The organism is Burkholderia sp. AU31624, from assembly GCF_020420065.1.
GTDB lineage: Bacteria > Pseudomonadota > Gammaproteobacteria > Burkholderiales > Burkholderiaceae > Burkholderia.
This window is the reverse complement of sequence record NZ_JAIZRT010000004.1, coordinates 686,888-698,890: the sequence shown is the minus strand read 5'-3', so window position 1 is coordinate 698,890 and position 12,003 is coordinate 686,888. Positions and strand designations below refer to the sequence as shown.

10 protein-coding genes are annotated in these 12,003 nt (G+C 65.0%); 5 read left to right on the top strand and 5 right to left on the bottom strand.

The genetic code is table 11. The annotated features are described in order from the left end of the window. The first annotated feature begins 404 nt into the window (after positions 1–404). From LGM89_RS18380 to LGM89_RS18365, 4 genes are all read left to right on the top strand, one after another. On the top strand, positions 405–1,652 hold the full coding sequence (locus LGM89_RS18380; RefSeq protein WP_089494270.1) for an ABC transporter substrate-binding protein: 1,248 nt from the start codon (positions 405–407) through the stop codon (positions 1,650–1,652). A 139-nt stretch (positions 1,653–1,791) separates the two neighbouring features. Beyond that, positions 1,792–2,730, top strand: coding sequence for a carbohydrate ABC transporter permease (locus LGM89_RS18375; RefSeq protein WP_089439437.1), 939 nt, complete (start codon positions 1,792–1,794; stop codon positions 2,728–2,730). Then, positions 2,720–3,577: a carbohydrate ABC transporter permease gene (locus LGM89_RS18370; protein ID WP_011544828.1), complete on the top strand. Its 858-nt coding sequence runs from the start codon at positions 2,720–2,722 to the stop codon at positions 3,575–3,577. Before LGM89_RS18375 ends, LGM89_RS18370 begins: the two co-directional genes overlap by 11 nt. A 112-nt stretch (positions 3,578–3,689) precedes the next feature. Next, on the top strand, positions 3,690–4,808 hold the full coding sequence (locus tag LGM89_RS18365) for an ABC transporter ATP-binding protein (protein WP_226273581.1): 1,119 nt from the start codon (positions 3,690–3,692) through the stop codon (positions 4,806–4,808). A gap of 359 nt (positions 4,809–5,167) precedes the next feature. On the opposite strand, the gene LGM89_RS18360 is transcribed toward LGM89_RS18365, so the two are convergent. The 5 genes from LGM89_RS18360 to trxB all read right to left on the bottom strand — a co-directional run bounded on the left by LGM89_RS18360 (position 5,168) and on the right by trxB (position 9,231). Then, entirely contained in the window at positions 5,168–5,992 is an 825-nt protein-coding gene (locus LGM89_RS18360) for a hypothetical protein (protein ID WP_226273580.1), read from the bottom strand. Between the two features lie 2 nt (positions 5,993–5,994). Continuing rightward, positions 5,995–6,564, bottom strand: coding sequence for a PAAR domain-containing protein (locus LGM89_RS18355; protein WP_226273579.1), 570 nt, complete (start codon positions 6,562–6,564; stop codon positions 5,995–5,997). A gap of 177 nt (positions 6,565–6,741) precedes the next feature. Beyond that, positions 6,742–7,365, bottom strand: a complete 624-nt coding sequence (locus LGM89_RS18350) for a trimeric intracellular cation channel family protein (protein ID WP_039343458.1) — start codon at positions 7,363–7,365, stop codon at positions 6,742–6,744. Beyond that, on the bottom strand, positions 7,352–8,131 hold the full coding sequence (locus tag LGM89_RS18345) for a Smr/MutS family protein (RefSeq protein ID WP_089439440.1): 780 nt from the start codon (positions 8,129–8,131) through the stop codon (positions 7,352–7,354). Before LGM89_RS18345 ends, LGM89_RS18350 begins: the two co-directional genes overlap by 14 nt. Positions 8,132–8,268: 137 nt before the next feature. Next, positions 8,269–9,231, bottom strand: coding sequence for a thioredoxin-disulfide reductase (trxB, locus tag LGM89_RS18340; protein WP_226204574.1), 963 nt, complete (start codon positions 9,229–9,231; stop codon positions 8,269–8,271). A 440-nt stretch (positions 9,232–9,671) separates the two neighbouring features. Between trxB and LGM89_RS18335 the strand changes: the two genes are divergently transcribed. Then, the gene (locus LGM89_RS18335; protein WP_226273578.1) at positions 9,672–11,981 is read left to right on the top strand and encodes a DNA translocase FtsK; all 2,310 of its coding nucleotides are present in this window, start codon (positions 9,672–9,674) and stop codon (positions 11,979–11,981) included. Positions 11,982–12,003 lie beyond the last annotated feature (22 nt).

Sequence of the window (12,003 nt, the reverse complement as noted above, 5' to 3'; positions counted from 1 at the left end):
GAAGCGATCCGTAGTGCGATAAAAATATTTTTGACACTGAATTGTAGTTTAACTACAATCCGCCGCAAGGGGTAGCACCTGGGTGAAGAAAAAAAGAAGTGCGGTCGATGAACTGCGCGAGCTTCATCTTCGGGAACGCCTTGTGCCGAATGTTATCGGACATTGACGGCGCGCATCGTCAGCGCGGCGTCGGCCCCGGGCTCGCGCCGCATCATCGCGGCGGGCCAGAAACACCAAGAGGAGACACGCCGTTGAATCTCGATTCACGCTTTCTGTAAGAGCCCGGCCGGTCATCGGCCCCGTACGCTGCATGCGTCCCGCGGCTCGATTTCCCCGTCGTTATCAAGAAGCCGGTTCCCTGTCAGGGAACCTCACGAGTTGATTCAGTCTGGAGGAGATAAGTAATGAAAGTTCGCTCGATCATGGGCGCGCTCTGCGCCGCAGGTCTGATGGCCGGCGCCGTGGCGGCGCAGGCAGCCGAGAATGTGACGGTGCTGCACTGGTGGACCTCGGGTGGCGAGTCGAAGGCCGTCGGCGTGCTGAAGGACGACGTGCAGAAGCAGGGCTACGTGTGGAAGGACTTCGCGGTAGCGGGCGGCGCCGGCGCCGCGGCCATGACCGCGCTGAAGACCAAGGTGATCAGCGGCGATTCTCCGTCGGCCGCGCAGATCAAGGGCCCGCTGATCCAGGACTGGGCCGATCAGGGCGTGCTCGTCAACATCGATTCCGCTGCCGGCGACTGGAAGCAGAACCTGCCGCCGGAAATCGACAAGATCATCAAGTACAAGGGCCACACCGTCGCGGCGCCGTTCTCGGTGCACCGCGTGAACTGGCTGTACATCAACAAGGCTGCGCTCGACAAGGTCGGCGCGAAGGTGCCGACCACCTGGCCTGAATTCTTCGCGGTGGCCGACAAGCTGAAGGCCGCGGGCATCCAGCCGGTCGCGATGGGCGGCCAGCCGTGGCAGGACCTGACGCTGTGGGAAGATGTCGTGCTGTCTCAGGGCCCGGCGTTCTACAAGAAGGCGCTGGTCGACCTCGACCAGGCGACGCTGACCTCGCCGCAGATGCTGTCCGTGTTCGACACGGTGCGCAAGATCCAGGGCTACTTCGACACCGGCCGTAACGGCCGCGACTGGAACCTCGCGACCGCGATGGTCATCAACGGCAAGGCCGGCATGCAGTTCATGGGCGACTGGGCGAAGGGCGAGTTCGAGAACGCCGGCAAGAAGGCGGGCAAGGACTACATCTGCGCGGCGGTGCCGGGCACGGCGAATGCCTATACGTTCAACGTCGATTCGTTCGTGTTCTTCCAGCAGAAGGGCGAGAAGAACGCGACGCCGGGCCAGCTCGCGCTCGCGAAGACGATCATGACGCCGGACTTCCAGGAACAGTTCAGCCTGCTGAAGGGTTCGGTGCCGGTCCGCCTCGGCGTGAAGATGGACAAGTTCGACGACTGCGCGAAGAAGTCGTATGCCGACGAGCAGACCGCGATCAAGTCGGGCGGCTTCGTGCCGTCGCTCGCGCACGGGATGGCGCAGAGCGACGCGACCGCCGGCGCGATCACGGACGTCGTGACGAAGTTCATGAACTCGCAGCAGGATTCGAAGAGCGCGGTCGCCGCGCTCGCGAAGGCCGCGAAGGTCAAGTAACGCGCGACAGGCGCCCGGCCGGAAACGCTTCATCGGCCGGGCGTTTTTGCATGTGCAGCAAACGGGCTCGCCCGCGAAGCCCGTGCCGTACCCGGCGCCGGCCAGGCCTGCGTCGCCCTCGTTCCAGGAGTCGAATCAAGTGGCTGCCCCTCTTAGCGGAAACGGATCCGGCGCTGCCGCCGCACGGCGTACGTCGCCGATGTCGGCCTTCGCCGATCGCTGGATCCCGAAGCTCGTGCTTGCGCCGAGCGTCGCGATCGCCGTGGTGTTCATCTACGGCTTCATCCTGATTACCGGCTATCTGTCGCTGACCCGTTCGCGGCTGTTGCCGAACTACGAATTCGACGGCTTCGGCCGTTACTCGGACCTGTTCCAGAACGACGTGTGGTGGACCTCCGCCGCGAACCTCGGCTGGTTCGGGATTCCGTTCATCGTGATCTGCGTCGCGCTCGGGCTGTTCCTCGCGATCCTGCTCGACCAGCGGATCCGCAACGAAGGCGCGCTGCGCGCGGTCTTCCTGTACCCGATGGCGCTGTCGTTCATCGTCACCGGCACCGCGTGGCAGTGGATCCTGAACCCGGGCCTCGGCCTCGAGAAGGTGATGCACGACTGGGGCTGGACGAGCTTCTCGTTCGGCTGGCTCGACGATCCGGACAAGGCGATCTTCTGCGTGGTGATCGCGGCCGTGTGGCAGTCGACCGGCTTCGTGATGGCGCTGTTCCTCGCGGGGCTGCGCGGGGTCGACGCGGAGATCTTCAAGGCCGCGCAGGTCGATGGCGCGACGCTGCCGACCATCTACCGCAAGATCGTGATCCCGAGCATGCGCCCGGTGTTCTTCTCGGTGCTGCTGATCCTCTGCCACATCACGATCAAGACCTTCGACCTCGTCGTCGCGCTGACGGCGGGCGGCCCGGGCACGTCGTCGTCGCTGCCGGCCATGTTCATGTACACGTTTTCGTTCAACCGCGGCCAGCTCGGGCTCGGCGCGGCGTCCTCGGTGATGATGCTCGCGACCGTGGTCGCGGTGCTGGTGCCGCTGATGTATATGGAATCGAGGAGCACCCGCAATGCAGCCTAAGATGACGATCAGCCGGGCAGTGATCTATGCGGCACTGATCCTGTTCGCGCTGTATTTCCTGTTTCCGATCTACGTGATGCTGTCGACGTCGTTCAAGGATCTCGACCAGCTGCGCACCGGCAACCTGCTGACGCCGCCCACCACGTGGACCGTCGACCCGTGGGTGAAAGCCTGGAGCGGCGCATGCACCGGCGTGCGCTGCGACGGCATGAAGCCGTTCTTCCTGAACTCGCTGCAGATGGTGATCCCGGCCGTGCTGATCTCGTCGCTGATCGGCGCGTTCAACGGCTACGTGCTCACGCACTGGCGCTTTCGCGGCGCCGACGCGCTGTTCACGATGATGCTGGTCGGCTGCTTCATCCCGTTCCAGGTGATCCTGCTGCCGATGGCGCGCCTGCAGGGCATGCTCGGCCTCGCCAACACGATTCCGGGCCTCGTGTTCGTGCACGTCGTGTACGGCATCGCGTTCACGACGATGTTCTTCCGCAACTTCTACGTGAGCGTGCCGGCCGAGCTCGTGAAGGCCGCGCGCATCGACGGCGCGGGCTTCTTCACGATCTTCACGAAGATCCTGCTGCCCGTGTCGCTGCCGATCTTCATGGTGTGCCTGATCTGGCAATTCACGCAGATCTGGAACGACTTCCTGTTCGGGATCGTGTTCTCCGGCGTCGATTCGATGCCGATCACGGTTGCGCTGAACAACCTCGTCAACACGTCGACGGGCGTGAAGGAATACAACGTCGACATGGCCGGCGCGATCATCGCCGCGCTGCCGACGCTGCTCGTCTACATCGTCGCCGGCCGCTACTTCGTGCGCGGGCTGACGGCGGGCGCGGTGAAGGGGTAAGCGCGGCTTCATCCGATACGACGAACCGGCCGCGCCTCGCGCGCGGCGCATCGAAACGAACCCGACGCGGCGCCGGAGTGCGCCGCGCGAGACGAGACAGAGGATTCACAGCATGGCAAGCCTTTCCATCCGTGACGTGTACAAGACCTACCCGAACGGGGTGCCGGTCCTGAAGGGTGTCGACATCGAGATCGAGGACGGACAGTTCCTGATCCTGGTCGGCGGGTCGGGCTGCGGGAAGTCGACGCTGCTCAACATGATCGCCGGGCTCGAGACCGTGACGAGCGGCGAGATCTGCATCGACGGCAAGGTCGTCAACGACCTGTCGCCGAAGGATCGCGACATCGCGATGGTGTTCCAGTCGTACGCGCTGTATCCGTCGATGACGGTGCGCGAGAACATCTCGTTCGGCCTGAACATCCGCAAGGTGCCGAAGAGCGAACAGCAGCAGATCGTCGACCGCGTGTCGCAGATGCTGCAGATCCAGCACCTGCTCGACCGCAAGCCGGGCCAGCTGTCGGGCGGCCAGCGCCAGCGTGTCGCGATGGGCCGGGCACTCGCGCGCGATCCGTCGCTGTTCCTGTTCGACGAGCCGCTGTCGAACCTCGACGCGAAGCTGCGCATCGAGATGCGCGCGGAAATCAAGCTGCTGCACCAGCGCCTCGGCACGACGATCGTCTACGTGACGCACGACCAGATCGAGGCGATGACGCTCGGCGACCGGATCGCGGTGATGAAGGACGGCGTGGTCCAGCAGTTCGGCGCGCCGCAGGAGATCTACGATTCGCCGTCGAACCTGTTCGTCGCGGGCTTCATCGGCGCGCCGCCGATGAACTTCATCATCGGCAAGCTGGTCGAGCAGGGCAGCGGGATCGCGCTTGAAGTCGACACGGGCGTCAAGCGCGGCGTGCTGAACCTGCCGTTCGATGCGGCGAAGCTGAAGTCACACGTCGGCCGCGAGGTGATCCTCGGCCTGCGCCCGGAGCGCATCACCGACGTGCGCCACGCGCACAACGGCGACGCGTCGCACCTGCAGCCGTTCGACGTGCGCGTCGACGTGACCGAGCCGACCGGGCCGGATACGCACGTGTTCGCGCAGGTGAACGGTAAGCGCATCGTGAGCCGCGTGCATCCGGCCGCGAACCCGCAACCCGACCAGACGCTGTCGCTGCTGTTCGACGTGTCGAAGGCGGTGCTGTTCGATCCGGCGTCGGAGGAGCGGATCGCGTGATGCAAAGTCGCTTGGGGCGATCGATGAGGTGTCCGGGCCACACGTGGCTTTTGGCGGCGCGTCGATTGCTCCGGCGCAAGCGGGGTCGCTGCATTCGCTGCAGTTATCGCCTTTCCCTCGATGCCTGACGGCCGGAGGTTGCAGTCATGGACTCGGCAGTGACAAAAAATACGAGCCGATTGCATGTAGCACCGGCATGAACAGGAGACACGCGAAGACGGCCGGAAAATAATGCTTCGAGTGACGCACCCTGGGAAACAAGCCGCCCACTGCGACAAGCAAGCATACGGTCGCGAGTGCACCAAATAGATCGCTGTCCGCGATCACTGAAAAAAACGCACGCATGTCCGCTCCGCGGGTTACTGGTTGAATGCAGTGAAATTCCAGCGATACAGCTGAAACTGCTTCAGAAAGTTTTTGACCTCGGCTCCTGTCGTCTCGTTTCTGTAGTCCCACCCATCTTCGCCGGGCGTGTAATGTCCGTTTTCGACGCCCATGCCTGCATAGCTGGCGCTTTGCGGGTCCGCGCGATTGCGGCCGAATATTCGCATGATTGTTGTGAACGGACGAACGATCACGCCACTCGAATTCCCCTGCATGATCGCAATGGAAGACGGTGAGACCCTCGTGACCATTTGAACGTGGTGTCCAATACCCGCACGATCATTGGCCTGTACAAGCATGTCTCCGGGCAGGAGCGACTCCGGTGTCTGGAGTTGTGTGGTATTCGAACCTGTACGCTGTACGTCTGGTGCACCGAAAGTCAGCGATACCATGTCGGCGAAACCGTACATTGTCGAATCGTATCGTCGGTGCTCGGGTTCGCCGTAGATTTCCTCATTCCGATAGCTTCGCACGCCGGTTGTCACGTTGAGCGGCAGTCCTCGCAATGCGGAAAACTGGATGAGCAACCGTAGCGCGAAGTCCTCGCACGTAAATCGATTTGCGCGCGTGCTTCCATTTCGATCCCAGTACGTTTCGGCCTGGATCTGCGCTGCGAGTTGTGGGACGGTGCGGTGATATTCAGCGATGTCGGTATCAGTCCATTCACGGATCGATTTCCAGAATGTCTTGGAGCGGACAGTGACCGGCTTAGGTGAAGCATCACTCGTTGGCGTGGTCGTGCGTGCCGCGACCAGCTTGTATCGGTTACCGTTAGGGGAGACGTGAGTATTTTCCGGCATGGCTATTCGGCGAGATAGATCGTGATATTTTCAGCATGCGGCGTAGCGGCGAGCAGGTGCGTTTGTCCGGACGCATCTGTTCTGCCGTATTCGAATGTTCCCGTGTCACGCCGCAGCGCATAACCGGTGTAGCTCAGAGGGTTGCCGTCAGCGTCCCGAAGGACGAAGCGATCGTCATAGGTGGGCAGCGCAGTTGCCGGGGTGCCGGGCATTGCAGCGGCTGCGGCCGGTATCCCGGTATCGAGCTCGGTTTCGGCTATTTTCCATGTGCGCCCGTACCGCGAGTTGATGCGTGGAGGACGTTCACAGCGGCATCGGACCCAATCACCACTGAGGGCTTGAACTCGTCCTGCAGAAGTGAAGTCGCGCAGTCGCCTTTTGTTCGGCGTACCGGGCGCTGCTTCAATCGTTCCGATGCTTTCGCAGGTACTGCACCAAGCCCGCTGTCCGACGAATGTGATTCTGCGGCGCTTGCCGTCGTCACCGACGATCGTTCCGCATTCGCCTCCGTCGAGTACGTAGCCGCCACTGTCCAGCGGATCGTCTTCGACTACCGCGTAAAAGATGACCATGCCCCTGCCGTCCGTTTGAAATCATGGCGCGGAACGTAGCATGGCTTCGCTGAGCTATGAAAGGCAATTGTAAAAAATCGTGTCCGTATGCAATAGCTCGCTTTGGTCCTGAATCACGAGCGGGCAACGGCAAAGGGCTGCTTCAGCAGTCCCTTGAGTTTCCGGGAATCGTTAGCCTCAGTGCGGCAGCCGCACGTCGAACTTGAACGTCGCGAGCCGCGCGACGAGGATGAAGCCGGTCGCGAGCAGCACGCTGTAGACGGAATCGAACTGCAGCCACACGAGCAGCAGGTAGAACCAGCAGCCGACGAACGCGCAGGTCGCGTAGGGCCGCGAATCGCGCAGGATCAGCGGGATGTCGTTGCACAGCACGTCGCGGACGATCCCGCCGACCACGCCCGTGATCACGCCCATCATCACCGCGATGAAGCGCGGCATCTCGGCATCGAGCGCGATCGCCGTGCCCGAGATGCTGAAGATCCCGAGCCCGATCGCATCGGCGACGAGCAGCAATCGCTCGGCCGATAGCCGCGACAGCATCCGCAGCACGAACGGCGCGAACAGCGCGAGCACGAAGATCGCGATCACGTAGTCGTCGTGCACGACCCAGTAGAACGGCCGGCGCTCGAGCAGGATGTCGCGCAGCGTGCCGCCGCCGAACGCGGTGGCGAGCGCGACGACGAACGTGCCGACCGAGTCGAGGCGGTTCTTGCGCGCCTCGATGAAGCCCGAGATCGCAAAGGCCAGCGTGGCGATCGCCTCCAGTACCGCGATCGCGAGCGTCAGCCTAGGATGCGGCACGCGGCCCCCGGTCGCCCGGCGCCGCGAACGGCTGCAGCAGCACCAGCACCGCGCCCGCGCCGCCGTCGTGGCCGCGCGCCTCGCAGAACGCGATCACTTCTTCCTTCTGCACGAGCCACGCGCGCACCTTGCCTTTCAGCACGGGTTCCTTGCCGATCGAGCCGAGCCCCTTGCCGTGGATCACGCGCAGGCAGCGCAGCCCTTTCTTGCCGGCTTCGCGGATGAACTCGGCGAGCGCGTCGCGCGCCTCGTCGCGCCGCATCCCGTGCAGGTCGATCTGCGCCTGCACGATCCACGCGCCGCTGCGCAGCTTGCGCACGACGTCGCGGCTGATGCCGGGGCGGTGGTAGTACAGCGAGTCGTCGCTGTCGAGCAGCGTCTCGGGGTCGAATTCGTCGGACAACGTCGCGTTCAGCACGGCTTCCTCGTCGCGCTGCGTCTGCTTCGGCACCGGGTCGGGCGGCGTGCGGCCGGCCGCCGCGCGCGGCGGCGCGTTCAGCGGCCGGATCGCGCCGATCTCGTTGCGGAACAGGTTCGCGTCGGCTTCCGCCTTGCGTTCGGCCTTGGCCGTTTCGATGCGCTCGCGGTCGCGGCGATCGGCTTCGCCTTGCAGCGACTTGCGCAGCGCGCCGAGGCCCGCGAGCCCCTGGCCGCGCAACGCGGCGGGATCGGGCGCGGGCGCCGGCGCGACGGGCGCGGGGTTCGCGGGACGGGCGGCGATCTGCCGCTTCGCGGGATCGCTCGGATGGGGCTGGTTCTTCGCCATGATTCGGTACGCAGGGCAGGCGCGTTCGGGCGCGCGGGCAAAAAAAAGCCGCTGCACGGCGGCAGCGGCTTGTCCGGCCAGACCCGCTTCGCGGCAGCGGACGCCATTGTAGCGCCCGGCGCGACAGGTCTCGCGGCTTACTTCTTGTCGTGCAGGCTTTCGAGGTAGCGCTGCGCGTCGAGCGCGGCCATGCAGCCCGTGCCGGCGCTGGTGATCGCCTGGCGGTACACGTTGTCCTGCACGTCGCCCGCGGCGAACACGCCCGGCACGCTCGTCGACGTCGCGTTGCCGTGCAGGCCGCTCTTCGTCAGGATGTAGCCGTCCTTCATCTCGAGCTGGCCCTGGAACAGGTCGGTGTTCGGCTTGTGGCCGATCGCGACGAACACGCCCTGCACGGCGAGATCTTCCGTCGAGCCGGTCTTCACGTTCTTGATGCGCAGGCCCGTGACGCCAGAATCCTCGCCGGTCACTTCGTCGAGCACGTGATCCCACTTGATCACGACCGCGCCTTCCTTTTCCTTCTCCAGCAGGCGGTCGATCAGGATCGGCTCCGCGCGGAACTTGTCGCGGCGATGGATCACCGTGACCTTCTTCGCGATGCCCGTCAGGTAGAGCGCTTCCTCGACGGCCGTGTTGCCGCCGCCGATCACCGCGACTTCCTGGCCGCGATAGAAGAAGCCGTCGCAGGTCGCGCAGGCCGACACGCCCTTGCCCATGAACGCTTCTTCGGACGGCAGGCCGAGATACTGCGCGGACGCGCCAGTCGCGATGATCAGCGAGTCGCACGTGTATTCGCCCGAGTCGCCGATCAGGCGGATCGGCTGCTCGTGCAGCTTCGCGGTGTGGATGTGGTCGAACACGATTTCGGTGTTGAAGCGCTCGGCGTGCTCGAGGAAGCGCGCCATCAGCTCCGGACCCTGCACGCCTTTCGCGTCTGCCGGCCAGTTTTCGACGTCGGTCGTGGTCATCAGCTGGCCGCCCTGCGCGATGCCGGTGATCAGCACCGGGGACAGGTTGGCGCGTGCCGCGTAGACGGCAGCCGTGTAGCCGGCGGGGCCGGAACCGAGAATCAGGACTTTGGCGTGTTTGGGCGTGGACATGTGCGAATCCGTAAAAGGCGGCCGCGGCGGGCGGGGTAGGGCTCGCCGTACGATCCGGGTTGACCGGGATGCCGTCATAGATGGGTATCAGACGCGCATTATAAAGGCCCCGTTGCTGCGTTGCCGAACGAGAGTTTCAATCGTCGCGATAGTGTCGGGCAGTGCAACGGCCGCGCACGCGGGGTGGGCAGGGCGCCCGGCGGCGCGTTGCCGCACGTGTGCAGCGGGGCCCGGCGCCGGCTCGAGGGGCGTCGCGGCGGTGCCCGACGGGGGCGGCCGTACCACGGCGAAAGGGCTGCCGGGAAATGCACCCGCGGGGTCGTCGGCGCCCCGGCCCTGTTATGTAACCGTCATTTACACTTGGCGGCCCGGTGCAGCGTTTACAATAAGCGGGATCGAACGACAGGCGGGCGCACGGCCCGTCCTCTTTATACGGATTCATGGCAAAAGCTCCTTATTCCGCCCAGGCACAGGCGTTGCCGCACCGGATGTCGAAGCTCCTCACGGAGATCCGCTGGATTCTCCAGGTCGCGCTCTGCGCATTTCTGGTGATGGCCCTGCTGAGCTACAGCCGGCGCGATCCGAGTTGGACGCACGCCGCCCAGGTGGATCACATCACGAACTGGGCCGGCCGCGTCGGCGCGTGGACGGCCGACATCATCCTGCTGCTGTTCGGCCTGTCGGCCTACTGGTTGATCGTGCCGCTCGCGCGGCGCATCGCCGTCAACTATCGCCGCATCACGCGCCACGAGGCGGTCTCGGACGAACCCGAGCGGCCGATCGGCTGGCTCACCGAAATCCTCGCGTTCGTGCTCGTCGTGCTGGCGTGCGACGGCATCGAGGCGCTGCGCATGTGGTCGCTGAAGGTGCAGTTGCCGCGCGCGCCGGGCGGCGTCGTCGGCGAGGCCGTCGCGGGTGCGATGTCGCACGCGTTCGGCTTCACGGGCGGCACGCTGCTGCTGCTGATCGCGCTCGCGATCGGCCTGTCGCTGTATTTCCGTTTCTCGTGGCTGTCGGTCGCCGAGCGCGTCGGCGGCGCGATCCTGTCCGCCGTCAACGTCGCGAAGCTGCGCCGCGAGGCCGAGCGCGACCGCAAGCTCGGCGAGGCCGCGGCCGTGCGCCGCGAAGGCAAGGTCGAAGAGGAGCGCGTGCGCATCGAGGATCACGAGCCGGTGACGATCGTGCCGCCGGTCGTCACGCCGGCGAAATCCGAGCGCGTCGAGCGTGAGCGCCAGGTGCCGCTCTTCACCGACCTGCCGGGCGATTCGACGTTGCCCGCGGTATCGCTGCTCGATCCCGCGCCAAAGGCGCAGGAGGCGATTTCGGCCGACACGCTCGAATTCACGTCGCGCCTGATCGAGAAGAAGCTGAAGGATTTCGGCGTCGAGGCGAGCGTCGTCGCCGCCTATCCGGGGCCGGTCGTCACACGCTACGAGATCGAACCGGCCACCGGCGTGAAGGGCAGCCAGATCGTCAACCTCGCGAAGGATCTCGCACGCTCGCTGTCGCTCGTGTCGATCCGCGTCGTCGAGACGATTCCCGGCAAGAACTACATGGCGCTCGAGCTGCCGAACCAGCGCCGCCAGACGGTGCACCTGTCCGAGATCATCGGTTCCGAGGTGTACGCGGCCGCGTCGTCGGCGCTCACGCTGAGCCTCGGCAAGGACATCGGCGGCAAGCCGGTGTGCGCGGATCTCGCGAAGATGCCTCACCTGCTGGTGGCCGGCACGACCGGTTCGGGCAAGTCGGTCGGGATCAACGCGATGATCCTGTCGCTGCTGTACAAGGCGACGGCTGACCAGGTGCGCCTGATCCTGATCGATCCGAAGATGCTCGAAATGAGCGTCTACGAGGGTATTCCGCACCTGCTGTGCCCGGTCGTCACCGACATGCGCCAGGCCGGCCACGCGCTGAACTGGACGGTCGCCGAGATGGAGCGCCGCTACAAGCTGATGAGCAAGCTCGGCGTGCGCAACCTGGCGGGCTACAACAACAAGATCGACGACGCCGCGAAGCGCGAGGAGAAGCTGCCGAATCCGTTCAGCCTGACGCCGGATGATCCGGAGCCGCTCGGCCGCCTGCCGAACATCGTCGTGGTGATCGACGAGCTGGCCGACCTGATGATGGTCGTCGGCAAGAAGGTCGAGGAACTGATTGCACGGATCGCGCAGAAGGCGCGCGCGGCCGGCATCCACCTGATCCTCGCGACGCAGCGTCCGTCGGTCGACGTGATCACGGGCCTGATCAAGGCGAACGTGCCGACGCGGATCGCGTTCCAGGTGTCGTCGAAGATCGACTCGCGCACGATTCTCGACCAGATGGGCGCCGAATCGCTGCTCGGGATGGGCGACATGCTGTATCTGGCGCCGGGCACCGGGCTGCCGGTGCGCGTGCATGGCGCGTTCGTCGCGGATGACGAAGTGCACCGCGTCGTCGAGAAGCTCAAGGAGCAGGGCGAGCCGAACTACGTCGAGGGCCTGCTCGAAGGCGGCACCGCCGACGGCGACGAGGGCTCGGCCGGCGCAGGAACCGGCGAAGGCGGCGAGGAGTCTGATCCGCTGTACGACCAGGCGGTCGAGATCGTCATCAAGAACCGCCGCGCATCGATCTCGCTCGTGCAGCGCCACCTGCGGATCGGCTACAACCGCGCGGCGCGGCTGCTCGAGCAGATGGAGCAGTCGGGGCTCGTGTCGGCGATGTCGTCGAGCGGCAACCGCGAAATTCTTGTGCCGGCACGCGACGCGGAATGAGTCCGCGGCGTTCGCAGCGCCG

What these genes read in the sequence shown, in the direction of transcription:
- LGM89_RS18335 (WP_226273578.1), top strand. Translation starts at nt 9,672, where the DNA reads ATGGCAAAAGCTCCTTATTCCGCCCAGGCACAGGCGTTGCCGCACCGG.
- LGM89_RS18355 (WP_226273579.1), bottom strand. Translation starts at nt 6,564, where the DNA reads ATGGTCATCTTTTACGCGGTAGTCGAAGACGATCCGCTGGACAGTGGC.
- LGM89_RS18365 (WP_226273581.1), top strand. Translation starts at nt 3,690, where the DNA reads ATGGCAAGCCTTTCCATCCGTGACGTGTACAAGACCTACCCGAACGGG.
- LGM89_RS18380 (WP_089494270.1), top strand. Translation starts at nt 405, where the DNA reads ATGAAAGTTCGCTCGATCATGGGCGCGCTCTGCGCCGCAGGTCTGATG.
- LGM89_RS18370 (WP_011544828.1), top strand. Translation starts at nt 2,720, where the DNA reads ATGCAGCCTAAGATGACGATCAGCCGGGCAGTGATCTATGCGGCACTG.
- trxB (WP_226204574.1), bottom strand. Translation starts at nt 9,231, where the DNA reads ATGTCCACGCCCAAACACGCCAAAGTCCTGATTCTCGGTTCCGGCCCC.
- LGM89_RS18345 (WP_089439440.1), bottom strand. Translation starts at nt 8,131, where the DNA reads ATGGCGAAGAACCAGCCCCATCCGAGCGATCCCGCGAAGCGGCAGATC.
- LGM89_RS18360 (WP_226273580.1), bottom strand. Translation starts at nt 5,992, where the DNA reads ATGCCGGAAAATACTCACGTCTCCCCTAACGGTAACCGATACAAGCTG.